Origin of the sequence: Rhodococcus sp. NPDC058505, assembly GCF_042720095.1 — a bacterium.
Classification (GTDB): domain Bacteria; phylum Actinomycetota; class Actinomycetes; order Mycobacteriales; family Mycobacteriaceae; genus Rhodococcus_G.
In genome coordinates, this window is sequence record NZ_JBHXNB010000009.1 from 40,604 (window position 1) to 65,686 (window position 25,083).

Below are 25,083 nucleotides of genomic sequence, written 5' to 3' on the forward strand. Positions count from 1 at the left end.
CCGCGAGGCGGGCAGAGCGCCGCTCGCGCCGGAACGGGGGAATGAAAAAAGGACCCCGGAAATCCGGGGTCCTTTCGTCGAACTATGGTGCGCGATACTGGGATTGAACCAGTGACCTCTTCCGTGTCAGGGAAGCGCTCTCCCGCTGAGCTAATCGCGCGCGTCTATCGGTCGTGCATGAGAGGTGGAGACGGGAATCGAACCCGTGTGCACGGCTTTGCAGGCCGTTGCCTCACCACTCGGCCACTCCACCGCAAGGTTGAGTCCAACCTCTCGAGCGGATGACGGGATTCGAACCCGCGACCCTCACCTTGGCAAGGTGATGCGCTACCAGCTGCGCTACATCCGCATTGCAATCCCGGGGGTGTTGTTGCCTCCGTGCTGCGAGATGAAACATTAGCCCACGGGGTCGGGGCCGACAAATCGCCTGGTCAACTCCGGTGAATGCAAACAACAGCGGTGCAATTCACCTGCCAGTGGGCGAGGGGCCGGGCCCTTCCGTCCCGGATGGAGGTGGCGGGCGGGCGGATGCGGAACCCGCGGCGAAGTGTCCCCGGCCGGGAGGGGGTCGGGAACGTCCTCGTGCGGGCGTGCAGCCGTGTGACCTGCCGGTTTTCCAACCATCACTGGACCGTGCTAGTTTTCTCCTCGTTCGGCCGCCGGAGTTGATCTCCGCGGCACGGTCCCGTGGCTCAGTGGGAGAGCGTCCGCTTCACACGCGGAAGGTCGCTGGTTCGATCCCAGCCGGGACCACAGCAGAAAAGGCGGTTGCGAGGGTTCTCGCGGCCGCCTTTTTGCTGTCTAATGGTTCGCCATGACGTTGGTTCACGGGTTCCCCGCCGTTGTCGACGACAGTTCCCACACCCTAATTCTCGGGTCCATGCCCGGCGCGCCGTCCCTCGTTGCAGGCAGGTACTACGCCAATCCCCGCAACAGCTTCTGGCCGATCATGGGCGAACTGTTCGGCGCGGGACCCGACCAGCCCTACCCGCACCGGCTGCGGACCCTGCAGGACAACGGCGTCGCGTTGTGGGACGTGCTGAAGGCGTGCCGCAGGACGGGCAGCGCGGACGCCGACATCGAGGTCCGCTCCGAGGTTCCGAACGACTTCGCCGCCCTCTATTCGCGGCACACCGCGATCGAGCGGGTGTTCTTCAACGGCGCCCGGGCGGAGATGGCCTACCGCCGGTCGGTGGTTGCGGCGGGTGCGCACCCCGCCGGCGTGACCCTCGCCCGGTTGCCGTCCACCAGCCCCGCGAACGCCGCGACGCCGGCCCGGGCGAAGGTCGACGCGTGGCGGGCCCTGCTGGAGCGGTGACGACCCGCGGCCGGGCTGCGGGTCGCTCGGTACCGTTGACCGGGTGACGGCACAGGCGCGCAGCGAGAACCGGTGGATGCGGGCACGACGGCGGATCGCCGCGAACCCGGTCCTGAACCTGAGCTACCGGATCGCGGTCGGTGTCGTCGGGACGCTCGTTCTCGCGGTCGGCATCATCGCGATCCCGTATCCGGGGCCGGGCTGGCTGATCGTGTTCGCGGGGCTGGGGATTCTCGGCTCGGAGTTCACCTGGGCGTACCGCCTGCTCCGGTTCGCGAAGGGCAAGTACGACGAGTTCATGGAGTGGTTCGGCAGGCAGTCCCCGGTGGTGAAGATCCTGGCGGGGCTCGGGACCGCGCTGGTCGTGGTCGCGACGCTGTGGGTGCTCGGCGCGATCGACATGGCGGGCGGGTGGATCGGGATCGAGCACCCCTTGCTCGAGTCCCCGCTCTGACAGTGCATACTGCCCGCAGCACTACAGGCGTTCGCGCAGGGGAAGTCCGGTCGAAGTCCGGCGCTGGCCCGCAACGGTAGGCCGCTCTCGCAGCGGTGAGCCCGATTACCTGCCGATCGTCGTGCGACTCCCCATCGTCGTGGTCCACGAGCGGAAGTCCGGTCAGTGCGCCGGCGGATCGGCCGGTGCCGTGTCGGATGCTGCGCTGGTGGACCCCCGAACCCCGAGGTCCCCGTGAACATTCACCACAAGCGACGCGGCATCGCTTCTCTCGCACTCGTCGCCACCCTCGCGCTGACCGGCTGCTCCCGGGACGCAGGCGCCGCCGAACACGCGGCGGCGCAGCCGTTCCCCACGCCCGTCACCGTCACCAACTGCGAGCGCACCACCACCTTCGACGCGCCACCGCAGCGGATCATCCCGATGAACGCCCACGTCACCGAGGTGCTGATCCTGATGGGCGTCGCCGACCGGATCGTCGGCATGGGCTACGGGGAAACCCCGAACCCGATGCCGGAGGTCGCCGACCGGTTCCGCGCCATCCCGAGCCTGGCCCGGCAGTACCCGACCGCCGAGCAGATCCGTGACCTCGAACCGGATCTGGTCGTCGGCGGGATGCGCAGCGCCTTCGACGCGAAGGAGGGCCGGGACCGCGACCTGCTCGAGGCGGCGGGCATCGACACCTTCCTGTTTTCCGAGTACTGCGGGCAGGGTTTCCCGTCGATCGGGCTGCTGGAGAAGGACTTCGCCGATCTCGGTGCCCTGCTCGGTGTCCCGGAGGCGGCCGCGACGCTGACCGCCGAGATCACCCAGCCGCTCGCCGAGATGCGCGAGCGGCTCACCGCGGCTGGCGCGGCGCCGGTGCCGACCTTCTTCTACGACGGCGGCGAGAACGAGCCGCTGACCATCGGCGGGGTCGGGATCGGCAATCTGATCGCCGAGTACGCGGGCGCACGCAACATCACTGCCGACGGTGTGAAGCCATACACCACGACCACCTGGGAGACGGTCGGCGAACGCGCGCCGGAGGCGATCGTCGTCCTCGACTACGGCAATGCGCCGGTCGAGCAGAAGCTGGCCTACCTGCGCGGGCACCCGATCATGTCGGCGACCCCCGCGGTCCGCGAGGACCGGATCGTCGTGCTGCCGTTGGGCAACTTCTTCGAGGGCCCGCGGATGGTCGACGCGGTGCGCGAGCTCGCCGGGCGGCTGCATCCGACCGTGCCGGGGGTGACCGGATGACGGTCGTCGCGGCGCCCGCCGCGTCGACCCCTGCCGCGGACGCCCCGGAAGCGGCCCGCCGGATCGCAACGCCCGCACTGATTCTCGGCCTCCTCGTCGCGTTACCGGTGGCGATCGCGCTCGCGGTGTCGTTCGGTTCGGTGCGGATCCCGGTCGGCGACGTGTGGGCGATCGTCGGCCACCGGATCAGCGGGGGAGCCTTCGACCCGTGGTGGTCGCAGGCCAGGGAACGGATCGTCCTCGACTCCCGCCTGCCCCGCGCCCTGACCGCGGCCGCGGTCGGTGCCGCGCTCGCGCTCGGCGGCGCGCTCGCGCAGGCCGTCACCCGCAACCCCCTCGCCGACCCGTACCTGCTCGGGGTGTCCTCCGGCGCGGGTTTCGGGGTCGTGCTGGTCACCGTGCTCGGCGTGGGCACCGGCCTGCTCGGGGTGTTCACGGTGCCCGCGGCCGCGTTCCTCGGCGCGCTGGTGCCGCTGGTCGCGGCCCTCGCGATCGGCGGCAGGCACCACAACGTGACCGGCGTGGTGCTGGTCGGCGTCGCGATGGCCCAGGTGTTCACCGCGCTGACGATGTTCGTGCTGCTGGTGATCGCGGACGAGCACCAGCTGTCGACGGTGCTGCGCTGGCTTGCTGGCGGATTCGGTGATGCCCGCTGGTCCACCGCGGTGTGGCCCGCGGTCGCGCTCGCCGTCATCGGCGCCGCCGCGCTGGCGTCGGCGCGCTGGCTCGACCTGCTGCACGCCGGCGACGACGGGGCAGCCGCGCTCGGCATGAACGTGCGCCGCTTCCGGGTGCTCGTCCTGCTGGGTGTCTCGGTACTCGCGGCGGCCGCCGTGTCCGTCGCGGGCGGCATCGGGTTCATCGGACTGCTGATCCCGCACGTGGCGGGCTTCCTGGTCGGGCTCGGCGCGATGCGGCTGCTTCCGGTGGCCGCGCTGCTCGGCGCGGTGGCGCTGGTGCTCGCGGACCTCGCCGCCCGCGCGGTCAGTGCGAGCACCGAGCTGCCGGTCGGTGTCGTCACCGCCCTGGTCGGTGCGCCGGTGTTCGTGGTGATGCTGTACCGCCAGTTTCGGCGGGAGGACGCATGAGCGCCGCGGTGGCCATCCACGAACTGCGCGCCGAGCTCGGCGGCCGCGAGGTGCTGGCCGGGGTGGACCTGCAGGTCGCCCCGGGGCAGGTGCTGGCGCTCGTCGGCCCGAACGGCAGCGGCAAGACCACGGTGCTGCGCTGCTGCTACCGGGCGATGCGGCCGAGCGCGGGCCTGATCGCGGTCGGGGGCAGGGACTCCGCGACGATCGGGCGGCGGGAGCTGGCGAGGGAACTCGCCGCGAGCACCCAGGAACCGCCGAGCGCGCCGGGGCTGACGGTGCGGGAATCGGTCCGGCTCGGCCGCGCCGCGCACCTGGGCTGGCTCGAACGCGCCAGCGGGCGGGACACGGCCGTCGTGGACGACGCGCTCGCCCAGGTCGGGTTGACCGCGCACGCCGACCGGGACGTGCGGGCGCTGTCCGGTGGGGAACGGCAGCGGGTCTCGATCGCCCGCGCCCTCGCCCAGCGGCCGCGGGTGCTGCTGCTGGACGAGCCGACCAACCACCTGGACCTGCGGCACCAGCTGACCGTCATGCGGCTGCTGCGGCGGCTGGCCGATGAGGGCCTCGCCGTGGTGGTGACGCTGCACGATCTGCGGCTCGCCGTCGAGTACTGCGACCGGATCGCGGTCCTGCACGACGGCGCGGTGGTCGGGGCCGGTGACCCCGCCCTGGTACTCGACGGGCCGCTGCTTGCCGATGTCTTCGGGATACTCGGATCCGTGCATACCGACCCGGCGACCGGGGCCCGGTCGCTGTCGGTGACCGGGCTGGCCGAGGAGGAGGTGGAGGCGCGATGAGGGCGACGCTGCTCACCGACGCGGACTGGCTCGACGCCCGGATCGCGGACACCGGACGCCGGTGGACCTGCCGGGACCGCAGGGTCAACGGCACCCTGTGGTGGTACTCGGCGAGTTCGACGCTGCTGGCGCCCGCGACCACCGGACTGCTGCGCGCCGGGGTCGCGCCCGACCCGGCGCTGGCGCACGCCACCGCGACGCTGCGCCCCGACGGCTACCTCGACGCGCTGCACACCGAGGCGACGGTGCGGGGACCGGAGCAGCTGGCCGCCGGCCTGCGGGACACCCTCGAGGCGATCATCGCCGCGTTGGCGCAGGCCAGCGGCGCCGGTGTGCCCGCGTTGTGGGCGATCGCCGCGGACTCGCTCGGGAACCGGGCGCTCGACGCGGGGGCCGGGCTCGGCTCGCCCGCCGCGGGCAGCGCGCTCGCGGTCCGGCTCGCGGAGCTGATCGGGCCGCCGCTCCCGGTGCCGAGGTTCGTCGACGTCGGTCCGCGCAGGTTCCTGCGCCGCACGTCGTGCTGCCTGATCTACCGCGCGCCCGCGGCGGTCGCCGGTGCCGATCCCGGTGCCGCCGACCGGGCCAAGTGCGTCAGCTGCCCGCATCAGCGGCCGGAGGTGCGTGCCGCGCGGCTGGCGGGCCTGTAGGCGCACCGGACCGGGTGTACGGGCCGAACGGTCGGCGGTGCCGATAGCATGAGGGCTCATCTGCCGTGCCGACGTCGTGTCGGCCCGTACACCGAGGAGCACATCGCCGTGACCACGCCTGCATCCGTAGCCCCAGCCGCCCGCGTCCGGGTGCCTGCCGGGACTACCGCCGGTGCGGCGGTCCGTGAGGCCGGCCTCCCGACCAAGGGCCCCGACACCGTCGTCGTCGTGCGGGACGCCGACGGAACCCTCAAGGACCTGTCCTGGACCCCGGACGTCGACGTGGAGGTCGAGGCCGTCGCCGCCGACACCGACGACGGTCGCAGCGTGATCCGGCACTCCTGCGCGCATGTCCTCGCGCAGGCGGTGCAGCAGGAGTTCCCGGACGCGAAGCTCGGCATCGGCCCGCCGATCAAGGACGGCTTCTACTACGACTTCCAGGTCGCCGAGCCGTTCACCCCCGAGGACCTCACCCGCCTCGAGAAGCGGATGAAGAAGATCGTCAAGGACGCGCAGCGGTTCTCCCGCCGCGTCGTCGACGACATCGAGGACGCCCGCGTCGAACTCGCGAACGAGCCGTTCAAGCTCGAGCTGATCAGCGACAAGTCCGGGATCGACGACCCGGAGATCATGGAGGTCGGCGGCACCGAGCTGACCATCTACGACAACCTCAACCCGCGCACCGGCGAGGTGATCTGGAAGGACCTGTGCCGCGGCCCGCACCTCCCGACCACCAAGTTCATCCCGGCGTTCAAGATCACCCGCAGCTCCGCCGCGTATTGGCGGGGCAACCAGGAGAACGCGCAGCTGCAGCGCATCTACGGCACCGCGTGGGAATCGAGCGAGGCGCTCGACGAGCACATGGAGCTGCTGGCCGAGGCCGAGCGGCGCGACCACCGCAAGGTCGGTGCGGAACTCGACCTGTTCTCCTTCCCCGACGAGCTCGGCTCCGGGCTGCCGGTGTTCCACCCCAAGGGCGGCATCATCCGGCAGGAGATGGAGGACTACTCCCGCAAGCGGCACGTCGAGGAGGGCTACGAGTTCGTCTACTCGCCGCACATCACCAAGGGACACCTGTACGAGGTCTCCGGTCACCTCGACTGGTACCGCGACGGCATGTTCCCGGCGATGCACATCGACGAGGAACTCAACGAGGACGGCACCGTGCGCAAGCCGGGCCAGGAGTACTACCTCAAGCCGATGAACTGCCCGATGCACAACCTGATCTTCCGGTCCCGCGGCCGGTCGTACCGGGAGCTGCCGCTGCGGCTGTTCGAGTTCGGGTCCGTCTACCGCTACGAGAAGTCCGGCGTCGTGCACGGACTGACCCGGGTCCGCGGCATGACGCAGGACGACGCGCACATCTACTGCACCAAGGAGCAGATGCGCGACGAGCTGACCACCACGCTGCAGTTCGTGCTCGGCCTGCTCAAGGACTACGGACTCGACGACTTCTACCTCGAGCTGTCGACGAAGAACCCGGACAAGTTCGTCGGCGACGACGCGCTGTGGGAGGAGGCCACCGCGACGCTCCGTGAGGTCGGCGAGGCCTCCGGCCTGACCCTGATCCCGGACCCGGGTGGGGCCGCGTTCTACGGTCCGAAGATCTCCGTGCAGGTGCAGGACGCGCTGGGTCGCAGCTGGCAGATGTCGACGATCCAGCTGGACTTCAACCTGCCCGAGCGGTTCGAGCTCGAATACACCGGCACCGACGGCGCCAAGCACCGCCCGGTGATGATCCACCGTGCGCTGTTCGGGTCGATTGAACGGTTCTTCGGTGTGCTCACCGAGCACTACGCGGGAGCGTTCCCGGCGTGGCTGGCCCCGCTCCAGGTGGTTGGCATCCCGGTCGCGGAGGCGTTCGAGGACCACCTGCACCACGTGGTCGGCGGCCTGCGCAAGGCGGGCATCCGCGCCGAGGTCGACGCCAGCGACGACCGGATGCAGAAGAAGATCCGCACCCACACCACGCAGAAGGTGCCGTTCATGCTGCTCGCGGGCGAGCGGGACGTCGAGTCCGGTGCGGTCAGCTTCCGTTTCCGGGACGGCACCCAGGTCAACGGTGTGCCGGTCGCGAAGGCCATCGCGGTGATCACCGACTGGATTGCCCGCCGCGACAACTCGTCGCCGACCGCGGACCTCGTCGGGGACCTCACATGAGTGGGACACCCGACCAGCCCGAGGGGTCGATGGTGGACACCGGGCCCGGCGACCCGGACCGGCTGCAGCGGCTGTGGTCGCCGCACCGGATGTCGTACATCGCCGAGTCGCCGAAGGCGGCGACGTCGGAGGAGGGACCGTTCACCGCGATCCCGAAGATGAGCGACGAGGAGGGCCTCATCGTCGCGCGCGGCGAGCACGTCTACGCGGTGCTCAACCTGTACCCGTACAACCCGGGGCACATGATGGTCGTGCCGTACCGGCGGGTCGCGGCGCTCGAGGATCTCACCGCGGGCGAGTCCGCCGAGCTGATGGCGTTCACCCAGCAGGCGATCCGCGTGATCAAGCGGGTGTCGCGACCGGACGCGTTCAACGTGGGTCTGAATCTCGGTGCGGCAGCAGGAGGGTCGCTCGCCGAGCACCTGCACCAGCACATCGTCCCGCGGTGGGGCGGGGACGCCAACTTCATCACCGTCCTCGGCGGCACCAAGGTGATGCCGCAGCTGCTGCGTGAGACCAGGGCGCTGCTGTCGGCCGCGTGGCAGGAGCCGATCACCGGCAGCGGAGGCGAATGAGATGCTGAGCATTCTCGGGCGGGCGTCGGTGTCGAAGGTGACCGCGCCGATGGGGCGGGCGCTGATCGGCACCGGGCTGACACCGGACGTGGTGACCGTGTTCGGCACCGTCGCCAGCGTGGCGGGCGCGCTGACCCTGTTCCCGTCCGGGCACCTGTTCTGGGGAACCATGCTCATCTGGTTCTTCGTGATGTTCGACATGCTGGACGGGGCGATGGCCCGGGCCCGCGGCGGCGGCACCCGGTACGGGGCGGTGCTCGACGCCACCTGTGACCGGATCGCGGACGGCGCCATCTTCGCCGGCCTCGCCTGGTGGGCGGTGTACCACGAGGGCAGCCGTTCACTGCTGGTCGCGACGCTGATCTGCCTGGTGACCTCGCAGGTGATCTCGTACGCGAAGGCGCGCGCCGAGGCGAGCGGCCTGTCCGCCGACGGCGGACTCATCGAGCGGCCGGACCGGCTGATCATCGTCCTCGTCGGGGCCGGATTGACCGGTATTGCGGGGCATTTCGGTATCGGATGGCTGGAATGGGCGGTGTACGTGGCGATGTGGCTGCTCGCCGTCGCCAGTGTCATCACCGTGTTTCAGCGGGTGCTTGCGGTGCGGAACTCGCCCGGTGCGCGTGACCTGCTGCCGATCGCCGCACCCGATGGCGAGGCACAGTGAGCCTCGGGGAACGGGCGAGCGATCTGGGGTACGCGGCGGGTTGGCGCCTGGTCCGGGCGCTGCCCGACCGCGTCGCGACCCGGCTGTTCGACCTCGGAGCCGACCTCGCCACCCGGCGCGGTGGGCCGGACCAGTTGCGGCGCAACCTCGCCCGCGTGCTCGGGGTGCCGCCGGATCGGGTGCCGGACGAGCTGATCCGGGCGTCGGTGCGGTCCTACGCCCGGTACTGGCGGGAGGCGTTCCGGCTGCCGTCGATGGACCAGGCCGAACTGGGTCGGCGGCTGGACTCGAAGATCCAGGGGCAGGAACACCTCGAGGCTGGTCTCGCCGCGGGCGCGGGTGTCGTGCTCGCGTTGCCGCACACCGGGAACTGGGACATGGCAGGGGTCTGGCTGGTCCAGAAGCACGGCCGGTTCGCAACGGTCGCCGAGCGGCTCAAGCCGGAGTCGCTGTACCAGCGGTTCGTCGCGTACCGGGAAAGCCTCGGCTTCGAGATCTTCCCGCTCAGCGGCGGGGAGGCGCCGCCGTTCGGTCAGCTCGCGGACCGGCTGCGGGACAACCGGGTGGTGTGCCTGCTCGGCGAGCGTGACCTCGCCGCGCGCGGGGTGCCGGTGACGTTCTTCGGGGAACCGACCCGGATGCCCGCCGGGCCAGCGAAACTCGCGATCGAGACCGGGGCGGCGCTGCTGCCCGTGCACTGCTGGTTCGAGGGGGACGACTGGGGGTTCTCGGTCGGCGCCCCGATCGATACCGGCGGCGGGGTGCAGGCCGCGACGCAGGCCCTCGCCGACCGGTTCGCGGTGAACATCGCCGCCCACCCCGCGGACTGGCACATGCTGCAGCCGCTGTGGCTCGCCGACCTGTCCGAGGCGCGCCTGGCCCGAATGGAGTCGTGACGTGAAGATCGGGATGGTGTGCCCGTACTCGTTCGACGTCCCAGGGGGAGTGCAGGCGCACGTCGTCGAGCTCGCGCAGGTGCTGATCGAGCGGGGACACCGGGTCAGCGTGCTCGCGCCCGCCTCGGAGGGCACCGACCTGCCCGACTTCGTGGTGTCCGCGGGCCGGGCGGTCGCGATCCCGTACAACGGGTCCGTCGCCCGTCTGACGTTCGGGCCGGTGTCGTACGCGCGGGTGCGGCGGTGGATCGCCGACAACGACTTCGACGTCCTGCACATCCACGAGCCGAACGCGCCGAGCCTGTCGATGCTCGCGATGAAGATCGCGGAGGGTCCGATCGTCGCGACCTTCCACACATCGACGACGAAATCGTTGGTGCTGAGCACGTTTCAGGGTGTCCTGCAGCCGTACCTGGAGAAGATCACCGGCCGGATCGCGGTGTCGGAGCTGGCCAGGCGCTGGCAGGTGGAGTCGCTCGGCTCGGACGCCGTCGAAATCCCGAACGGTGTCGACGTGCCCGCGTTCGCGAACGCCGCACCGCTCGACGGCTATCCGCGCCGGGGCGGGACGGTGCTGTTCCTCGGCCGCTACGACGAGCCGCGCAAGGGCATGGCCGTGCTGCTCGGGGCGCTGCCCGAGCTGGTGCAGCGACACCCCGACCTGCGGGTGCTGGTCGTCGGCCGCGGCGACGAGGACCGGCTCCGCAAGGAGGCGGGCCGGTACGCGCGGCACCTGCACCTGCTCGGGCAGGTCACCGACGAGGAGAAGGCGTCCGCCCTGCGCAGCGTCGACGTGTACTGCGCGCCGAACCTCGGCGGCGAGTCGTTCGGCATCGTCCTCGTTGAGGCGATGGCCGCGGGCGTCCCGGTGGTCGCCAGCGAACTCGACGCGTTCCGGCGCGTGCTGCGCGACGGCACCGCGGGCCTGCTGACCCCGATCGGGGACTCGGCCGCGTTGGCGGCGGCGATCGACCGGGTGCTCTCGGACCCGGACCAGCGCCGCGCACTGGTCGACGTCGCCTCCGAGGTGGTCGCCGAGTACGACTGGCCGGTGGTCGCCGAGCAGATCCTGCGGGTGTACGAGACCGTGACCGTCGGCGCCCAGCCCGTGCGGGTGGAGGCCTGATGACCCTGTCCGCCACCACGATCCTGGTCGTCGCCCTCGTCGTCGCGGTCCTCGTCGCGATCGGGGTGTGGGCGTACGGCACCGCGAATCGGCTGGACCGCCTGCACGTCCGCTCCGACCTGTCCTGGCAGGCACTCGATTCGGCGCTGGCCCGCCGGGCCGTCGTCGCACGGGCCGTCGCCGCGGCGGTGGTGCCGACCGGGTACGCGTTCGGGTCGGCGCCGCCGCCGGAGCTGGGCGGGCAGCGGCTGCGCGAGCTGGCCGACCGCGCCGAACGGGCGGACCGGGCGGACCGGGAGTCCGCCGAGAATCAGTTGTCGGCGGCGTTGGCCGCGGTGCCCGGGCAGGCCCTCGCGCCGCAGCTGGTGGCGGAGCTCGCCGACGCGGAGGCGCGGGTGCTGATCGCGCGCCGGTTCCACAACGACGCGGTCCGAGACACCCTCGCGCTGCGCACCCGGCGGCCGGTGCGCTGGCTGCATCTCGGCGGAACCGCACCGCTGCCCACCTATTTCGAGATCGCCGAACGCACCACCGCGTCGGCCGGCGCCGGGCAGGGCGTCGACGAGATGCGGACCTCGGCGCGGGTGGTGCTGGTCGACGACGACGGCCGGGTGCTGCTGCTGCGCGGGCACGACCCGCAGGTGCCGGACGTGCACTTCTGGTTCACCATCGGCGGCGGCGTCGAGTCGGGGGAGAGCCTGCGCGGCGCCGCGGTCCGCGAGGTCAGGGAGGAGACCGGGCTCGTCGTCGCCGCCGACGAACTGCGCGGCCCGATCTGGCGCCGGGTGGCGGTGTTCCCGTACGACGGCGACGTGATCCGATCCGAGGAGCTGTTCTTCGCGCTGCGCCGGACCGCGTTCACGCCGCAGCGCGGCGGCTTCACCGAGCTGGAGCGGCGCGCGATCTCCGGGCACCGGTGGTGCAGCCCGGACGACATGCGGGCGGTCGCGGCGGGCGGCGAGGTGGTCTATCCGGAGGACCTGCCCGACCTGGTCGCGGAGGTGCACGCGGTGCTCGCCCGGCCGGGTGAGCCCGAGGTCCGGTCCATTCGCTGAGGCACTAGGATCGTCTTCACGACCGGCGGGGGGCCGAGCTTCGAGCCCGCGTCCGGGACGGTTCCGAGTGAGAAGCCACTACCGATGGAGTTTGCCGTGAGCACCCCCGATACCGCCCCCACAACTGGTACCGCCCGCGTCAAGCGGGGGATGGCCGAGATGCTCAAGGGCGGCGTCATCATGGACGTCGTCACTCCCGAGCAGGCCAAGATCGCCGAGGACGCGGGCGCTGTCGCGGTGATGGCGCTCGAGCGCGTTCCGGCCGACATCCGCGCGCAGGGCGGCGTGTCCCGGATGTCGGACCCGGACATGATCGACGGCATCATCTCCGCCGTGTCGATCCCGGTGATGGCCAAGGCCCGGATCGGGCACTTCGTCGAGGCGCAGATCCTGCAGTCCCTCGGCGTCGACTACATCGATGAGTCCGAGGTGCTCACCCCGGCCGACTACGCGAACCACATCGACAAGTGGAAGTTCACCGTCCCGTTCGTGTGCGGTGCCACCAACCTCGGCGAGGCGCTGCGCCGGATCACCGAGGGCGCGGCGATGATCCGCTCCAAGGGCGAGGCGGGCACCGGCGACGTCTCCAACGCGACCACCCACATGCGCACCCTCGGCGCGGAGATCCGGCGTCTCGGGTCGCTGAGCGAGGACGAGCTGTACGTCGCGGCGAAGGAGCTGCAGGCACCGTACGAGCTGGTTGTTGAGGTCGCGAAGGAGGGCAAGCTGCCGGTCACGCTGTTCACCGCGGGCGGCATCGCGACCCCCGCGGACGCGGCGATGATGATGCAGCTCGGCGCCGAGGGCGTGTTCGTCGGCTCCGGCATCTTCAAGTCCGGCAACCCCGCCGAGCGGGCCGCGGCGATCGTGAAGGCCACCACCTTCTTCGACGACCCGGACGTGCTCGCGAAGGTCTCCCGCGGCCTCGGCGAGGCGATGGTCGGCATCAACGTCGACGAGATCCCGCAGCCGCACCGGCTCGCCGAGCGCGGTTGGTGAGCTGACTGCATTCGCAGGCCGAGGGCGGCCCCTGACACAGCCGCACCGGCTCGCCGAGCGCGGGTGGTGAGCTGACTGCATTCGCAGGCCGAGGGCGGCCCCTGACACAGCCGCACCGGCTCGCCGAGCGCGGGTGGTGACCCACCGCTGATTCCCCACACGGCCCCGCATCGGAAGGCGAGCGCAGCGACGCGCGTCGTGCACCGATGCGGGGCCGCGTCGTTGCTAGGTTGAGCGGCATGTCGTCGATCGAAGAGATTCTCGAACTCGAGCAGCTCGAGAAGGACATCTTCCGCGGGATCGTGGCGGAGACGATGCTGACCCGCACGTTCGGCGGCCAGGTGGCCGGTCAGGCGCTGGTGTCCGCGGTCCGGACCGTGGATCCGGCGTTCCGGGTCCATTCGCTGCACGGCTACTTTCTGCGGCCGGGAAACCCGACCATTCCGGCGGTGTTCCTGGTGGACCGGGTGCGCGACGGACGGTCCTTCTGCACCCGCCGGGTCACCGGGGTGCAGGACGGTCAGGCGATCTTCACGATGTCGGCCTCGTTCCACGTCGGGGACGTGGGGATCGAGCACGGCGACACGATGCCGCCGGTGCCCGACCCCGACGAGTTGCCGGACACGGCGCTGTCCCTGGAGGAGCTGTCCTGGGAGTTCCGGGAGTGGGCCGACTGGGACCTGCGGTTCGTGCCGCAGGAGGTCATCACCCGCCGCCCCGGGGTGCCCGCCCAGCAGCAGGTGTGGTTCCGCTACCGGCGGACCCTGCCCGAGGACCCCGTCTTCCACATCTGCACCCTCGCGTACATGTCGGACATGACGCTGCTCGGGTCGGCGCAGGTGCCGCACGCCGGTGTCCGCATCCAGCAGGCGTCGCTGGACCACGCCCTGTGGTTCCTGCGCCCGTTCCGGGCGGACGAGTGGCTGCTGTACGACCAGTCGTCCCCGTCCGCCGGTTTTGGGCGGGCACTGACGCAGGGCCGTATTTTCGACCGGTCCGGCACCATCGTCGCCGCCGTCGTGCAGGAGGGCATGACCCGCCTCATGCGGGACTGATTTCGACCGCCCAGCGCCTATAGTCGAACAGGGTCCCCTGACACGACCCGATGTTTCGGCATGATGCGGACCGCGGAGCTACTTGAGCAGATCTACGCGACGATCGGGGATCCCGACCGTTGGCTCGACATCGTCACCGGGTTGCTCAGAGTCCTCGACGCGCCTGCGGGCGGGTTGGTGACAGCGTCGCTCGACGGGCGGCGCATTCGCTCTGGTGTGCTGGACCCGGAGGCGCAGGACAGCTACGACCGGCATTACGGTGGCCGCGATCCGGTCCTGCCATGGGTGGAGGCGAGCCCGGTCGGATCGATCTGGTCCGGAACCGACCTGGTCGGTAGCCGGCCAGCAGACCCCTTTCACGTCGAGTGGTCGCGACGCCACGGCATGGATGACGGGATCCTCGTCAACCTCGGCCGCCCGCATCCCGCTGCGTGCGCGACCACACTCGTTGTCACCAGACCGTTCACCGGGGACGCCTTCGCAACCCGCGATCGACTCGCGGCGGTCCGGATACTCGTCCCCCATCTGCGGCAGGCGTTGGCCGCGCAGGCGAGGATCGAGGAGGCCGACACCATCCGGGACGGTGTCGTCGAGATTCTCGAGAACACACCCCATGCGGTCCTCATCGTCTGCTCCACGGGCGAAGTGCTGCATGCGAACTCGGCTGCGCGGGACCTGCTAGACGGTAAGGGCGGGTTGCATGTCGACTCCTGGGGCATGGTGTGCGCGGACGGTCCGTCGTCGTGCCGACAGCACTTCCGGCATGCCGTTGAGAGGGCGACGAGCGGTGCAGGCAGCAGCGGGCCGTCCGGCGCGGTGGTCACTGTCCCGCACCCCACGGGCACGCGGCCCCTGGTCGTGCAGGTCGTCCCCATGCGTCGCGCTGCTGTCGGGGGCGGGCTCGCGATGATCACGGTGGTTGACGGCGAGCGCACCCCGGTGGTCAGCGCGGAAATGTTGTGCACGGTGTTCCAACTGACTCCGTCGGAGGCCAGGGTGGCGAGCCTGCTTGCGGGTGGTTATACCCTGCGCGGGATCGCCGCGGGTCTGCACGTGTCGTCGACCACGGTTCGTACTCACCTCCAACACGTCTTCACCAAGACCGGTACCGCCCGGCAGAGCGAACTGGTGCGGATCCTCGGTTCGCTGGGATGGACGGAGGGGCGCTCCGGCGATCTCATGCATTCGTAGGAGGTGCATCCCGGCGGCGGTTGCCACAGTGAGGGTCCGACCATTGTGAGGAGCACATCATGAGGCACAACAGCTTCCTGCGCATCGTGACCGCCGCCGGCGCGGTCACCGTCATCGGCCTCGGGTTCCCCGGTACCGCGGCCGCCGGTGTCGATGATCTCTCGATCTCGAAGTTCGGCAAGGCAGGAACGGGCTGCCCTTACGAGCTCACGGCCTCGCTCACGAACGTCCCGCCCGCAGCCCCGATCCTCTTTCGCGATGGCGCCACAGCCCTTGGTGCAGGTGTGAAGGCTGGCGACGTCGCAACGATCGATTGGACACCGGCAACAACCGGCGAGCACACCCTGTATGCGGGGGTGTCAGGCCCGGCTCCCGGCTGGAAGGAACTCAAAGTCGACGTCGGGCGCGGCATCGATCTGGGGAGTACATGCATGGGCATGTGAATTGGTGCCCACGGGTATCGAGCGTCGTGAGTGAGTGCATCCCTGCCGGGTAGAACTCGCTCAAGGGTGGCTGAGCCGCAGCCGCACCCGGCACACCACGGCGTCGGTGTTGCGGCGCAGCGCGCGATCGAGGTCGGCGCCGTTCCCGGTCGGCAGGATCCGCTGCCAGGCGGCTGCCGGCTCGACCTCGCCGATGACCACGACGACCCGCCGTCCGGCGAAGTGTTCGGTGATGTACCGGGTCAGCGGCGCGGCGACCCCCTCGGTGCCGCCGTCGATAAGGTCGAGGCGGACACCCGGATGCCAGGCCTCCCACGCCCGGGTGAACGCGCTCGGGGACTCACCAGCCGGGCAGACCCGGACCGCGACGACGTCGCCGCCGAACGCGAGTGCGGTGTCGATCGACTCGCGGCTCAGTTCCGAGACCTCCGCGACGGGGACGACCACGATCGTGCCCGCCCGGCGGGTGGGCGGGCCCGGGACCTCGCCGCGATGCAGCCGCACGCCGAGGGCCGTGTAGGCGGCCCGCACCCGGCCCATCGCCAGGACCAGCGCGGGCAGCGCGACCACGATCAGCCAGGCGCCCTCGGTGAACTTCATCGCGGTGGTGACGAGCGCGGCGGCGGCGGTGGTCGTTGCGCCGAGCCCGTTGAGGGCCGCCCGCCACCGCCAGCCGCTGCTGCGCACGGTCACCCAGTGCCGGACCAGCCCGGCCTGGGCCAGGGTGAACCCGACGAACACCCCGATCGCGAACAGCGGAACGAGGGCGTTCATGTTGCCGCGGGCAGCGACGACGAGCACCGCGGCGCAGCCGCCGAGCGCAAGCACCCCGTACCGGTACACCTCGCGGGCCGAGCGGACCGCGAACCGGTGCGGCAGGTAGTGGTCGTCGGCGAGCAGCCGGAGCAGGGTGGGCAGGCCGCCGTAGGAGGTGTTGGCGGCGAGGGCGAGCAGCACGACGGTGGCGAACTGCACCACGTAGTAGCCGATCCCGCGGCCGAGTGCGGCCTCGGTGAGCTGCGCGAGCACCGTGCTGCCCTCGACCGGGTGCAGGGAGAACTTGCCGATCAGGACGGCGAGGCCGATCAGCATGGTGCCCAACAGGATTCCCAAGGCGACCTCGGTTCGCTGCGCGGTCCGCACCCGCGGCTCGCGGAAGCTGGGCACCGCGTTGGCGATCGCCTCGACACCGGTCAGTGCGGCGCAGCCGCTGGAGAACGCCTTGAGCAGCAGCAGCACGCCCACCGCCTGGACATTGGTGGCGACGGCCTCGCCCTCGGCGACGCTCAGCGGCTCCGTGCGCAGCAGGCCCGCCACGATGACGACGGCGATGCTCGCGACGAACACCACGGTCGGGAGCATGAACGCGCGGGCGCTGTCGGCGATGCCGCGCAGGTTCAGCGCGGTGACGGCGACGACGACGGCCAGGCAGATCCACACGGTGTGGGGGAGCAGGGCGGGCACCGCGGAGGTCAGTGCGGCGACGCCCGCCGCGACCGACACCGCGACGTTGAGCACGTAGTCGATCACCAGCGACGACGCGGCCACCAGCGCGGAGCGGTCGCCGAGCCGGGCCCTGGCCACCGCGTAGGCGCCGCCGCCGTTCGGGAACGCGGCAATCAGCTGCCGGTAGGACGCCACCAGCAGCGCGAGCAGCGCGGCGATCGCGAGCGTCACCGGGAGGGTGAACCCGAGCCCGACCCCGCCCGCGGCGGCGAGCACCAGCACGATTGCCTCCGGCCCATAGGACACCGACGCCATCGCGTCCAGGGACAGGCCCGCGAGGCCGGTGGGCACCGACAGCCGGTGCCGTTCGGGCGGCTTCGCGGCGGGGTCGCGGGGCTTCCGGATCAGCAGCGTGGAGGTCATGCGGCGAGTCTCGGCCGGTCCGCCGCGGATCCCGACGATCTTGACGATGACCTGACGGCGGTGGCCGCGGTGTTGACGGGACCGGTCGATCGGGGGATCAGCCGCCGGTCCTGCTCCGGCCGTCACCGCACGCATCGCGGCGCGCGGGCCGAGCATCGACCGACATGCCCGTCGGTATCGCCAACACCGGTCCGTATTCTCGACCCGTGCAGACGAGCCTCGACACCGCCGACCGACCCGCCGCCCCCGCCCCCACCGCGCCGCGGGTCGGCGTGCTCGCCCTGCAGGGGGACGTGCGCGAACACCTGGCCGCGCTGCGGGCCTCCGGGGCCGAGGCCATCACCGTCCGGCGCGCCGAGGAACTCGCGGGCGTGGACGGGCTGGTTATCCCCGGCGGCGAGTCGACGACGATGAGCCGTCTGCTCGTGGTGTTCGACCTGCTCGAACCGCTGCGGGCCCGGCTCCGCGCTGGCATGCCCGCCTACGGGTCGTGCGCTGGCATGATCCTGCTCGCGTCGGAGGTGCTCGACACCCGCCCCGACGCGCACTGCCTGGCCGGGCTCGACATCACGGTGCGCCGCAACGCCTTCGGCCGTCAGGTCGACTCGTTCGAGGAGGACCTCGACGTCGCGGGCGTGGCGGGGGAGCCGATGCGGGCGGTGTTCATCCGCGCGCCGTGGGTGGAGCGGGTCGGGGCGGGGGTCGAGGTGCTCGCCACCGTCCCCGACGGACCGGCCGCGGGCCGGGTGGTCGCGGTGCGGCAGGGTCCGGTGCTGGCGACGTCGTTCCACCCCGAGGTGACCGGAGACCGCCGCATCCACGAACTGTTCGTCGGCATGGTTCGCCAGGCCAGGGTGGACCGCGGGTAAACTGGCGCTACTGTGTGCTTCCCGCCGTGGCCGCCGCGCCGCCGCGGGCGCACCCACACACCCCGCACCACGACAACCAACGGGAAGAGGGAATTCACGTATGAGCGGCCATTCCAAATGGGCCACCACCAAGCACAAGAAGGCCGTGATCGACGCCAAGCGCGGCAAGGCCTTCGCGAAGCTGATCAAGAACATCGAGGTTGCCGCGCGCACCGGCGGTGGTGACCCGGCCGGAAACCCGACGCTGTACGACGCCATCCAGAAGGCGAAGAAGACCTCGGTCCCCAACGACAACATCGAGCGGGCCCGCAAGCGTGGCGCAGGCGAAGAGGCCGGCGGCGCCGACTGGCAGACGATCATGTACGAGGGCTACGGCCCGAACGGTGTCGCGGTGCTGATCGAGTGCCTGACCGACAACCGCAACCGCGCCGCTGGCGAGGTGCGCACCGCGATGACCCGCAACGGCGGCAACATGGCCGACCCGGGTTCGGTGTCGTACCTGTTCAGCCGCAAGGGTGTCGTCGTCCTCGACAAGGCCGGGCGGTCCGAGGACGACATCCTGGAGATCGTGCTGGAGGCCGGTGCCGAGGAGATCAACGACCTCGGTGAGCAGTTCGAGATCGTGTCCGAGGCCGGTGACCTGATCGCGGTCCGCACCGCCCTGGTCGACGCGGGCATCGACTACGACTCCGCCGACCCGGACTTCCGCGCCTCCGTCGAGGTCCCGGTCGACGCCGACGGGGCCCGCAAGGTGTTCAAGCTCGTCGACGCGCTCGAGGAGTCCGACGACGTGCAGAACGTCTACACCAATGTCGACGTCTCGGACGAGGTGCTCGCCGAACTCGACGCCTGAGTCGGGCCGTCCCGGCCGGGGTCGTGTTGGTCCCGGCCGGTGTCGGTGCCCGCGCCTATACTCTCGAACAGCTGTTCGCAGCGGCTGTGAGTCTTGTCGAGAGGTGGGCGCGTGCGGGTGATGGGTGTCGACCCGGGTCTGACGCGGTGCGGTATCGCACTGGTCGAGTCCGGGCGCGGGCGGCAGGTGACCGCGCTCGACGTCGACGTGGTGCGTACTCCCGCGGACATGGACCTGGCGATCCGGCTGAACGCCGTCTACGACGCGGCCTGTCACTGGATGGACGTGCACAGCCCCGAGGTCGTGGCGATCGAGCGCGTCTTCGCGCAGCATCAGGTGTCGACCGCGATGGGGACCGCCCAGGCCGGCGGTGTCATCGCGTTGGCCGCCAGCCAGCGCGGCGTGCCCGTCCGGTTCCACACCCCCTCGGAGGTCAAGGCGGCGGTGACCGGCAACGGGCGCGCGGACAAGGCGCAGGTCACCGCGATGGTGACCCGGATTCTCGGTCTCCAGCAGGCGCCCCGGCCCGCGGACGCCGCCGATGCGCTCGCGCTGGCCATCTGCCACTGTTGGCGGGCGCCGATGATCGAGCGGATGGCACGTGCCGAGGCGGCCGCCGCCGACCAGAAGCGACGGTACGAGGCGCGCCTCGCGGAACTGAACAGGTCCAGGGTGAAGAAGGCAGGTACACGATGATCGCGTCCGTCCGTGGTGAGGTGCTCGAGATCGCCCTCGACCACGTGGTCCTCGAGGCGTCCGGTGTCGGGTACCGGCTGAACGCCACCCCGGCGACCATCGCGACGCTGCAGCGCGGCACCGAGGCGCGACTGGTCACCGCGATGATCGTCCGCGAGGACTCGATGACCCTGTACGGATTCCACGACACCGAGTCGCGGGACCTGTTCGGGCTGCTGCAGACGGTGTCCGGTGTCGGCCCGCGGCTGGCGATGGCGATCCTCGCGGTCCTCGAACCGGAGGCGCTGCGCAAGGCGCTCGCCGAGGGCAATGTGTCGGCGCTGACCCGGGTTCCGGGGATCGGGAAGCGGGGCGCCGAGCGGATGGTCGTCGAACTGCGGGACAAGGTCGAGGCGGTCCCGGTGGCCCCCGGATCCCCCACCTCCGCGCCCGCGGCAGGCCCGATCCGGGACCAGATCGTCGAGGCCCTCGTCGGGCTCGGATTCCCGCTGAAGCAGGCCGAACCGGCGACCGATTCGGTCCTTGCCGCGGACCCCGACGCCGACACGTCGCGGGCGCTGCGCTCCGCGCTCGCGATGCTGGGTAAGACCCGGTGACCGGGTTCCCCGACGACGCGGGCTACCCCGACGACGACACCTCCCCGGTCACCGCCGAACTCGTTGCAGGCGACGGGGACGTCGAGGCGAGCCTGCGCCCGACGTCGCTGACCGACTTCATCGGCCAGCCGCGGGTCCGAGAGCAGCTGCAGCTGGTGCTGGCCGGCGCGAAGCTGCGCGGCGGCACCCCGGATCACGTCCTGCTGTCCGGTCCGCCCGGACTCGGCAAGACATCGATGGCGATGATCATCGCCGCCGAGCTGGGCACCTCGCTGCGCCTGACGTCCGGCCCCGCGCTGGAACGGGCGGGGGACCTGGCCGCGATGCTGAGCAACCTCGTCGAGGGCGACGTGCTGTTCATCGACGAGATTCACCGCATCGCTCGGCCCGCGGAGGAGATGCTGTACCTGGCGATGGAGGACTTCCGCGTCGACGTCGTCGTCGGCAAGGGCCCCGGCGCCACCTCCATCCCGCTTGAGGTCGCCCCCTTCACGCTCGTCGGTGCGACCACCCGGTCCGGCGCGCTGACCGGACCGCTGCGGGACCGGTTCGGGTTCACCGCACACATGGACTTCTACGATCCGCCCGAGCTGCAGCGAATCCTGTTGCGCTCGGCCGGGATTCTCGGTGTCCGGCTCGGTGAGGAGGCGAGCGCGGAAATCGCGGGCCGATCCCGCGGCACGCCGCGCATCGCGAACCGACTGCTGCGCCGGGTCCGCGACTTCGCGGACGTCCGCGCGGACGGGGTCATCACCAGGGACGTCGCGCGGGCCGCGCTCGCCGTCTACGACGTCGACCAACTCGGCCTCGACCGGCTCGACCGCTCGGTGCTCAGCGCCCTGGTCCGCAGCTTCGGCGGCGGACCGGTCGGGGTGTCGACGCTGGCGGTCGCGGTCGGGGAGGAACCCGGCACCGTCGAGGAGGTGTGCGAACCGTTCCTGGTACGCGCCGGTCTCGTCGCCCGGACCCCGCGGGGCCGGGTCGCGACGGCAGCGGCCTGGGAGCAGCTCGGATTGACGCCGCCCCCGGAGGCGGCGACCGGCGGAATAGAGGTGCGTGTGAACGAACCACAGCAGGCGCCGTGGGAGTAATGGCACACTGGTGTACTGCGCCGGTCCGCACGGGACCGGTCGCGCCGACAAACCTCAAGGACTGACTTCAACGATGGAATTGCTGTTCCCGCTCCTCATCCTCGTCCTGCTGGTGCCGATGTTCCTCGGCATCCGCCGCCAGAAGAAGGAGATGGCGAAGACCGCAGAACTGCAGGATTCGCTGAACGTCGGTGACCGCATCATGACCACCGCGGGCCTCTACGGCACCGTCGCCGCACTGGGTGAGACGACCGTCGACCTCGAGATCGCGCCGGGCGTCGTGACCACCTGGGCGCGCATGGTGATCCGGGAACTCGTCACCGAGGACCAGGACAACGCCGCCGCCGACACCGACGACTCGACGGTCGAGGAGACTCCCGAGCAGACTCAGCGCCGCCTCGATCAGGAATGATCTGATCGTCCCCGCTGCCGAGTGACCGCACTCGGCAGCGGTCGCGTGCGAGGCGGGCAGTCCGCACCCAGCTACTAGGAGAACTACGGATCGTGGCATCACCCAGCGGAGCCGTCCGGCCTGCGCGTTCGCTCGTGATCTTCGGGCTGATCGTCGCCGTGCTGTATGCGCTCGTCTTCTTCACCGGGGACAAGTCCCCGACCCCGAAGCTCGGCATCGACCTGCAGGGCGGGACCCGGGTCACCCTCACCGCACGCACCCCGGACGGCAGCACGCCGAGCCAGGACAGCCTGCGGCGGGCCCAGGAGATCATCGAGACCCGCGTCAACGGGCTCGGTGTTTCCGGCTCCGAGGTGGTCATCGACGGTGACAACCTGGTGATCACGGTGCCCGGTGACGACAGCGCCCAGGCCCGCACGCTCGGTCAGACGGCCCGCCTGTACATCCGCCCGGTGCTCGGTTCGCAGGTGTCGGCGAACACCCAGGCGCAGTCCGGTCAGGCCCCCGCGGCGGAGTCCCCGGCCCCGGCGCCCGCTCCGGCCACCGATGACCCGGCCACCGATGTCCCGGCCCCGCAGAACCGCCCGTTCCCCGCGCAGGAGCCCGACGTCCCCGCGACGGACACCCCGGAGCCCGAGGCGCCGGCACCCGCCGCCGAGACCCCGGTCGCGGACGAGGCCGACGAGGCCGCCGCGGAGATCGCGGCAGCGAAGGCGACCCGGCAGAGCACCGACCCGGCCGTGCAGCAGCAGGCGATGGCGTCGCTGGACTGCTCCGCCGCCGACCCGCTGCAGGGCAACGACGACCCGGCGCTGCCGCTGGTCGCCTGCTCCACCGACGGCACCACCGTGTACCTGCTCGGCCCGAGCATCATCGACGGCCAGGAGATCTCGGACGCCACCTCGCAGTTCAACACCCAGCAGGCCCGGCACGAGGTCAGCCTCACCTTCAAGTCCGGTGGCAGCTCCACCTGGGCGCAGTTCACCGCGGCCAACATCGGCAAGCAGGCCGCGTTCACCCTCGACTCGAAGGTCGTCAGCGCACCCGTCGTGCAGGGCGCGACCCCGGCGGGCAGCGCCACCTCGATCACCGGTGATTTCACCGCAACCACCGCGAAGGAACTCGCGAACACCCTCAAGTACGGTTCGCTGCCGCTCTCGTTCCAGGCGTCGGAGGCCGAGACGGTGTCGGCGACCCTCGGACTGGCCTCGCTGCAGGCCGGCCTGATCGCGGGCGCGATCGGTCTGATCCTGGTGCTGCTGTACTGCCTGATCTACTACCGCATGCTCGGCATCCTGACCGCGCTGTCGCTGGTCCTGTCCGGGCTGCTGGTCTACGCGATCATGGTGCTGCTCGGCCGCTACATCGGGTTCACCCTCGACCTCGCGGGCATCGCCGGTCTGATCATCGGCATCGGCATGACGGCCGACTCGTTCGTCGTCTACTTCGAACGCATCAAGGACGAGATCCGGGAGGGTCGCAGCTTCCGGTCCGCGGTGCCGCGCGGCTGGGCACGGGCCCGCAGGACCATCCTGTCCGGCAACGCGGTCAGCTTCATCGCGGCGGCGGTGCTGTACGTGCTCGCCGTCGGTCAGGTGCGCGGCTTCGCGTTCACCCTCGGCCTGACGACCATCCTCGACGTCATCGTGGTGTTCCTGGTGACCCATCCGCTGGTGCACCTGGCGTCGAAGTCGGCGTTCTGGTCGAAGCCGAGCGTCAACGGCCTCGGTGCCGTCAGCCAGGTGGCACGCGAACGTAAGACGGCGGTCGCCGCCTCGCAGGCGAAGGAGTCCTGAACATGAGCAACAACACGGACATCTCCGACGGCGCCGTCGACGAGGCGACCCTGCCCCGGCACGGTCTGCTGTCCCGGCTCTACACCGGCACCGGCGCGTTCGAGGTGGTCGGCAAGCGCCGGGTCTACTACGCACTGGTCGCCGCCGTGGTGGCCATCTCGCTGCTGAGCATGATCTTCCGCGGATTCTCGCTCGGCATCGACTTCGAGGGCGGGTCCCGCATCCAGTTCCCGGCGGCGACGGGGGCGACGACCGAACAGGTCGAGGCGGTGTACTCGGAGGCGCTCGGCCAGGATCCGGTGTCGGTGCAGACCGTCGGCGCCGGGGACAGCGCCACCATTCAGATCCGGTCGGACGCGCTCGACGCGCGGCAGACCGTTGAACTGCAGAACGCCCTGTTCGACGCCTTCCAGCCGGAGGACAAGAACGGCGAACCGAGCAAGAACGCGATCAGCGTCGCCGACGTCAGCGAGACCTGGGGCAGCCAGATCACCAAGAAGGCGCTGATCGCGCTGCTGGTGTTCCTGGTGATCGTCAGCATCTACATCGCGATCCGATTCGAGCGGGACATGGCGATCGCGGCGATCATCGCGCTGTTCTTCGACATGGTGGTCACCGCGGGCGTGTACTCGCTGATCGGTCTTGAGGTGACCCCGGCGACCGTCATCGGCCTGCTCACCATCCTCGGCTTCTCCCTGTACGACACCGTCGTCGTCTTCGACAAGGTGGAGGAGAACACCCGGGGCGTTCTGCACACCACCCGCCGCACCTACGGGGAGCAGGCGAACCTCGCCGTCAACCAGACGCTGATGCGCTCGATCAACACCACCGTGATCAGTGTGCTGCCGGTGATCGGTCTGCTGGTCGTCGCGGTCTGGCTGCTCGGCGTCGGCACGCTCAAGGACCTCGCGGTCGTGCAGCTGGTCGGCATCGTGGTCGGCGCCTTCTCGTCGATCTTCTTCGCGACGCCGCTGCTGGTGTCGATCAAGGAGCGGTGGGGGCCGGTTGCCGCGCACACCAGGAAGGTGCACGCGCGCCGGGCGGAACGATCCGGCGGGTCGGCCCCGGTTTCGGGGGCGGCACTGGCAGGCTCGACCGGGGTGCTGCCGACGCCGCGGCCCACCGGCGCTGCCCCGAGGCCGGGTGCACGGCCGACCGGGAAGCGCGACAAGAAGAGGTAGAGCG

The 25,083-nt window shown here is 70.8% G+C and carries 25 protein-coding genes, 4 tRNA genes and 1 riboswitch; of the genes, 25 read left to right on the forward strand and 4 right to left on the reverse strand.

Annotated features, from left to right (window positions below):
• Window positions 1-85: 85 nt before the first annotated feature.
• The 3 genes from ACFWPA_RS09315 to ACFWPA_RS09325 form a co-directional block, all read right to left on the reverse strand.
• Window positions 86-160 (reverse strand) — tRNA-Val (locus ACFWPA_RS09315).
• Window positions 161-182: 22 nt separating this feature from the next.
• A tRNA-Cys gene (locus tag ACFWPA_RS09320) sits at window positions 183-253 on the reverse strand.
• A gap of 23 nt (window positions 254-276) precedes the next feature.
• Window positions 277-349: transfer RNA gene (locus tag ACFWPA_RS09325), tRNA-Gly, on the reverse strand.
• 332 nt (window positions 350-681) lie between these two features.
• Here ACFWPA_RS09325 and ACFWPA_RS09330 point away from each other — a divergent pair.
• The 17 genes from ACFWPA_RS09330 (at window position 682) to ACFWPA_RS09410 (ending at window position 15,716) form a co-directional block, all read left to right on the forward strand.
• Window positions 682-753: transfer RNA gene (locus ACFWPA_RS09330), tRNA-Val, on the forward strand.
• A 61-nt stretch (window positions 754-814) separates the two neighbouring features.
• Window positions 815-1,318, forward strand: a complete 504-nt coding sequence (locus ACFWPA_RS09335) for a DNA-deoxyinosine glycosylase (protein ID WP_378570052.1) — start codon at window positions 815-817, stop codon at window positions 1,316-1,318.
• Window positions 1,319-1,394: 76 nt separating this feature from the next.
• A complete protein-coding gene (locus ACFWPA_RS09340; RefSeq protein WP_378506399.1) occupies window positions 1,395-1,772 on the forward strand; it encodes a TIGR02611 family protein in 378 nt (125 codons plus the stop codon).
• An 8-nt stretch (window positions 1,773-1,780) separates the two neighbouring features.
• A riboswitch (cobalamin riboswitch) is annotated at window positions 1,781-1,904 on the forward strand.
• A gap of 102 nt (window positions 1,905-2,006) precedes the next feature.
• Window positions 2,007-3,014, forward strand: a complete 1,008-nt coding sequence (locus ACFWPA_RS09345; RefSeq protein ID WP_378506214.1) for an ABC transporter substrate-binding protein — start codon at window positions 2,007-2,009, stop codon at window positions 3,012-3,014.
• Complete coding sequence (locus ACFWPA_RS09350) at window positions 3,011-4,102, forward strand: FecCD family ABC transporter permease (RefSeq protein ID WP_378506215.1); 1,092 nt, start codon at window positions 3,011-3,013, stop codon at window positions 4,100-4,102. Before ACFWPA_RS09345 ends, ACFWPA_RS09350 begins: the two co-directional genes overlap by 4 nt.
• Entirely contained in the window at window positions 4,099-4,902 is an 804-nt protein-coding gene (locus ACFWPA_RS09355) for an ABC transporter ATP-binding protein (RefSeq protein WP_378506216.1), read from the forward strand. The genes ACFWPA_RS09350 and ACFWPA_RS09355 overlap by 4 nt, the downstream gene beginning before the upstream one ends.
• Window positions 4,899-5,549, forward strand: coding sequence for a hypothetical protein (locus tag ACFWPA_RS09360; protein ID WP_378570053.1), 651 nt, complete (start codon window positions 4,899-4,901; stop codon window positions 5,547-5,549). Before ACFWPA_RS09355 ends, ACFWPA_RS09360 begins: the two co-directional genes overlap by 4 nt.
• A 108-nt stretch (window positions 5,550-5,657) precedes the next feature.
• Window positions 5,658-7,709, forward strand: coding sequence for a threonine--tRNA ligase (gene thrS, locus ACFWPA_RS09365; RefSeq protein ID WP_378506218.1), 2,052 nt, complete (start codon window positions 5,658-5,660; stop codon window positions 7,707-7,709).
• Window positions 7,706-8,284, forward strand: a complete 579-nt coding sequence (locus ACFWPA_RS09370) for an HIT family protein (protein ID WP_378506219.1) — start codon at window positions 7,706-7,708, stop codon at window positions 8,282-8,284. The genes thrS and ACFWPA_RS09370 overlap by 4 nt, the downstream gene beginning before the upstream one ends.
• Before the next feature lies 1 nt (window position 8,285).
• Window positions 8,286-8,951, forward strand: a complete 666-nt coding sequence (pgsA, locus tag ACFWPA_RS09375; RefSeq protein WP_378506220.1) for a phosphatidylinositol phosphate synthase — start codon at window positions 8,286-8,288, stop codon at window positions 8,949-8,951.
• Window positions 8,948-9,847 (forward strand): phosphatidylinositol mannoside acyltransferase, encoded by a 900-nt coding sequence (locus tag ACFWPA_RS09380; RefSeq protein WP_378570054.1) that lies wholly within the window; start codon window positions 8,948-8,950, stop codon window positions 9,845-9,847. The genes pgsA and ACFWPA_RS09380 overlap by 4 nt, the downstream gene beginning before the upstream one ends.
• A gap of 1 nt (window position 9,848) precedes the next feature.
• Window positions 9,849-10,973: a glycosyltransferase family 4 protein gene (locus tag ACFWPA_RS09385; RefSeq protein WP_378506222.1), complete on the forward strand. Its 1,125-nt coding sequence runs from the start codon at window positions 9,849-9,851 to the stop codon at window positions 10,971-10,973.
• Window positions 10,973-12,028, forward strand: coding sequence for an NUDIX domain-containing protein (locus ACFWPA_RS09390; protein WP_378506223.1), 1,056 nt, complete (start codon window positions 10,973-10,975; stop codon window positions 12,026-12,028). Before ACFWPA_RS09385 ends, ACFWPA_RS09390 begins: the two co-directional genes overlap by 1 nt.
• 84 nt (window positions 12,029-12,112) lie before the next feature.
• Window positions 12,113-13,027: a pyridoxal 5'-phosphate synthase lyase subunit PdxS gene (pdxS, locus tag ACFWPA_RS09395; protein ID WP_378506224.1), complete on the forward strand. Its 915-nt coding sequence runs from the start codon at window positions 12,113-12,115 to the stop codon at window positions 13,025-13,027.
• A gap of 239 nt (window positions 13,028-13,266) precedes the next feature.
• Complete coding sequence (locus ACFWPA_RS09400) at window positions 13,267-14,082, forward strand: acyl-CoA thioesterase (protein WP_378506225.1); 816 nt, start codon at window positions 13,267-13,269, stop codon at window positions 14,080-14,082.
• 60 nt (window positions 14,083-14,142) lie between these two features.
• Entirely contained in the window at window positions 14,143-15,273 is a 1,131-nt protein-coding gene (locus tag ACFWPA_RS09405; RefSeq protein ID WP_378570055.1) for a helix-turn-helix transcriptional regulator, read from the forward strand.
• A gap of 59 nt (window positions 15,274-15,332) precedes the next feature.
• Complete coding sequence (locus ACFWPA_RS09410) at window positions 15,333-15,716, forward strand: hypothetical protein (protein ID WP_378570056.1); 384 nt, start codon at window positions 15,333-15,335, stop codon at window positions 15,714-15,716.
• 60 nt (window positions 15,717-15,776) lie between these two features.
• On the opposite strand, the gene ACFWPA_RS09415 is transcribed toward ACFWPA_RS09410, so the two are convergent.
• Window positions 15,777-17,585 carry an APC family permease gene (locus ACFWPA_RS09415; RefSeq protein WP_378570057.1) on the reverse strand — a complete coding sequence of 603 codons (1,809 nt, stop codon included), beginning with the start codon at window positions 17,583-17,585 and terminating at the stop codon, window positions 15,777-15,779.
• A 272-nt stretch (window positions 17,586-17,857) separates the two neighbouring features.
• On the opposite strand from ACFWPA_RS09415, the gene pdxT reads away from it, so the two are divergent.
• From pdxT to secF, 8 genes are all read left to right on the forward strand, one after another.
• Entirely contained in the window at window positions 17,858-18,454 is a 597-nt protein-coding gene (pdxT, locus tag ACFWPA_RS09420; protein ID WP_378506400.1) for a pyridoxal 5'-phosphate synthase glutaminase subunit PdxT, read from the forward strand.
• Window positions 18,455-18,554: 100 nt separating this feature from the next.
• Complete coding sequence (locus ACFWPA_RS09425) at window positions 18,555-19,307, forward strand: YebC/PmpR family DNA-binding transcriptional regulator (RefSeq protein ID WP_378570058.1); 753 nt, start codon at window positions 18,555-18,557, stop codon at window positions 19,305-19,307.
• A 111-nt stretch (window positions 19,308-19,418) separates the two neighbouring features.
• Window positions 19,419-20,003 (forward strand): crossover junction endodeoxyribonuclease RuvC, encoded by a 585-nt coding sequence (gene ruvC, locus ACFWPA_RS09430; RefSeq protein ID WP_378506228.1) that lies wholly within the window; start codon window positions 19,419-19,421, stop codon window positions 20,001-20,003.
• Window positions 20,000-20,599, forward strand: coding sequence for a Holliday junction branch migration protein RuvA (ruvA, locus tag ACFWPA_RS09435; RefSeq protein ID WP_378506229.1), 600 nt, complete (start codon window positions 20,000-20,002; stop codon window positions 20,597-20,599). Before ruvC ends, ruvA begins: the two co-directional genes overlap by 4 nt.
• Window positions 20,596-21,690, forward strand: coding sequence for a Holliday junction branch migration DNA helicase RuvB (gene ruvB / locus ACFWPA_RS09440; protein ID WP_378506230.1), 1,095 nt, complete (start codon window positions 20,596-20,598; stop codon window positions 21,688-21,690). Before ruvA ends, ruvB begins: the two co-directional genes overlap by 4 nt.
• A 73-nt stretch (window positions 21,691-21,763) precedes the next feature.
• Window positions 21,764-22,102, forward strand: a complete 339-nt coding sequence (gene yajC, locus ACFWPA_RS09445) for a preprotein translocase subunit YajC (protein WP_378506231.1) — start codon at window positions 21,764-21,766, stop codon at window positions 22,100-22,102.
• Between the two features lie 92 nt (window positions 22,103-22,194).
• Window positions 22,195-23,898 carry a protein translocase subunit SecD gene (secD, locus tag ACFWPA_RS09450; protein ID WP_378506232.1) on the forward strand — a complete coding sequence of 568 codons (1,704 nt, stop codon included), beginning with the start codon at window positions 22,195-22,197 and terminating at the stop codon, window positions 23,896-23,898.
• A 2-nt stretch (window positions 23,899-23,900) separates the two neighbouring features.
• Window positions 23,901-25,079 (forward strand): protein translocase subunit SecF, encoded by a 1,179-nt coding sequence (gene secF / locus ACFWPA_RS09455; protein ID WP_378506233.1) that lies wholly within the window; start codon window positions 23,901-23,903, stop codon window positions 25,077-25,079.
• The last annotated feature ends 4 nt before the right edge of the window (window positions 25,080-25,083 follow it).

Excerpts from the sequence above, each read along its gene's own strand:
- ACFWPA_RS09390 (WP_378506223.1), top strand. The coding sequence starts at position 10,973 with ATGACCCTGTCCGCCACCACGATCCTGGTCGTCGCCCTCGTCGTCGCG.
- ruvA (WP_378506229.1), top strand. The coding sequence starts at position 20,000 with ATGATCGCGTCCGTCCGTGGTGAGGTGCTCGAGATCGCCCTCGACCAC.
- ACFWPA_RS09400 (WP_378506225.1), top strand. The coding sequence starts at position 13,267 with ATGTCGTCGATCGAAGAGATTCTCGAACTCGAGCAGCTCGAGAAGGAC.
- secF (WP_378506233.1), top strand. The coding sequence starts at position 23,901 with ATGAGCAACAACACGGACATCTCCGACGGCGCCGTCGACGAGGCGACC.
- pgsA (WP_378506220.1), top strand. The coding sequence starts at position 8,286 with ATGCTGAGCATTCTCGGGCGGGCGTCGGTGTCGAAGGTGACCGCGCCG.
- ACFWPA_RS09355 (WP_378506216.1), top strand. The coding sequence starts at position 4,099 with ATGAGCGCCGCGGTGGCCATCCACGAACTGCGCGCCGAGCTCGGCGGC.
- ACFWPA_RS09350 (WP_378506215.1), top strand. The coding sequence starts at position 3,011 with ATGACGGTCGTCGCGGCGCCCGCCGCGTCGACCCCTGCCGCGGACGCC.
- yajC (WP_378506231.1), top strand. The coding sequence starts at position 21,764 with ATGGAATTGCTGTTCCCGCTCCTCATCCTCGTCCTGCTGGTGCCGATG.
- ACFWPA_RS09415 (WP_378570057.1), bottom strand. The coding sequence starts at position 17,585 with ATGACCTCCACGCTGCTGATCCGGAAGCCCCGCGACCCCGCCGCGAAG.
- ACFWPA_RS09335 (WP_378570052.1), top strand. The coding sequence starts at position 815 with ATGACGTTGGTTCACGGGTTCCCCGCCGTTGTCGACGACAGTTCCCAC.
- ACFWPA_RS09360 (WP_378570053.1), top strand. The coding sequence starts at position 4,899 with ATGAGGGCGACGCTGCTCACCGACGCGGACTGGCTCGACGCCCGGATC.
- ACFWPA_RS09425 (WP_378570058.1), top strand. The coding sequence starts at position 18,555 with ATGAGCGGCCATTCCAAATGGGCCACCACCAAGCACAAGAAGGCCGTG.
- ACFWPA_RS09405 (WP_378570055.1), top strand. The coding sequence starts at position 14,143 with ATGATGCGGACCGCGGAGCTACTTGAGCAGATCTACGCGACGATCGGG.
- ACFWPA_RS09340 (WP_378506399.1), top strand. The coding sequence starts at position 1,395 with ATGCGGGCACGACGGCGGATCGCCGCGAACCCGGTCCTGAACCTGAGC.
- ACFWPA_RS09370 (WP_378506219.1), top strand. The coding sequence starts at position 7,706 with ATGAGTGGGACACCCGACCAGCCCGAGGGGTCGATGGTGGACACCGGG.
- ACFWPA_RS09410 (WP_378570056.1), top strand. The coding sequence starts at position 15,333 with ATGAGGCACAACAGCTTCCTGCGCATCGTGACCGCCGCCGGCGCGGTC.
- pdxS (WP_378506224.1), top strand. The coding sequence starts at position 12,113 with ATGGAGTTTGCCGTGAGCACCCCCGATACCGCCCCCACAACTGGTACC.